Here is a 745-nt window from a genome sequence, read left to right as displayed (position 1 = left end):
GGCACAGGCGCGTCGTAGCCGCGCCGACTTGTGCGGCTACTTCATTGCAAATAATATTGCGTCTCAATTGTAATGTGAGGTGTCAGCAGTTTCCATGCCCGTTTCCCCCCGCACCCCAATCCTGGCCGCCGTCCTGGCGGCCACGGCCGGCCTGCCCGTCCAGGGCGCCATGCAACCCGCCGCCGAAGCGCCGCTGTCCGGCGACACTGAATTCCACTGCCGCTTCGGCCAGGACAACAGCACCGAGTGCGTGAGCACATACCGCTATACCATCCTGACGCTGGCCGGGCGCGAGCTGGTCTCGCGCATTGACCGTACTTATGCCGAGAACGACAGCGTCGAGGTTGAGCGCGCCGAGCTGATCCAGCCAGGCGAAAAGCCGGTGCCGCTGAGCGCGGACCAGATCGACACCCGCATGGCGCCAAATCCGGACCAGGGTTTTCTGCGTCACAAGCAGACCTCGCTGGCCTTTCCCAACCTGCGGGTGGGCAGCACCATCGTCTACACGCTGCGCGAGCGTTACGCCGGCATTCCGTCGGCGACGCAATTCCACTACGTGCTCGGCTTGCAGCCGCGGGCAGTGCGCCAGGAGCGCTTCCACGCCGAGTTCAGCGCCGAGCGCCCGATGGTCTGGCGCACCGAGGCGATGGATGCCTATCGCGTCCAGGCCTCGCCCGATGCGCGCCGCATCACGGTGGAACTGAAAGCCACGCCGTACTACTACGCCTATGTCAACGAGGCGGAC

General features: G+C 65.2%; 1 protein-coding gene. It reads left to right on the top strand.

Going from position 1 to position 745, the window contains the following annotated elements; all coding sequences use genetic code 11:
* Positions 1-94: 94 nt before the first annotated feature.
* Positions 95-745 (top strand): DUF3857 domain-containing protein (locus DNK89_RS23315; RefSeq protein ID WP_153064322.1); only part of this gene is annotated, 651 nt, incomplete at its 3' end.

This window comes from Acidovorax sp. ST3 (genome assembly GCF_003231145.1).
Classification (GTDB): domain Bacteria; phylum Pseudomonadota; class Gammaproteobacteria; order Burkholderiales; family Burkholderiaceae_C; genus Acidovorax.
This window is presented reverse-complemented; position numbering and strand designations above follow the sequence as displayed.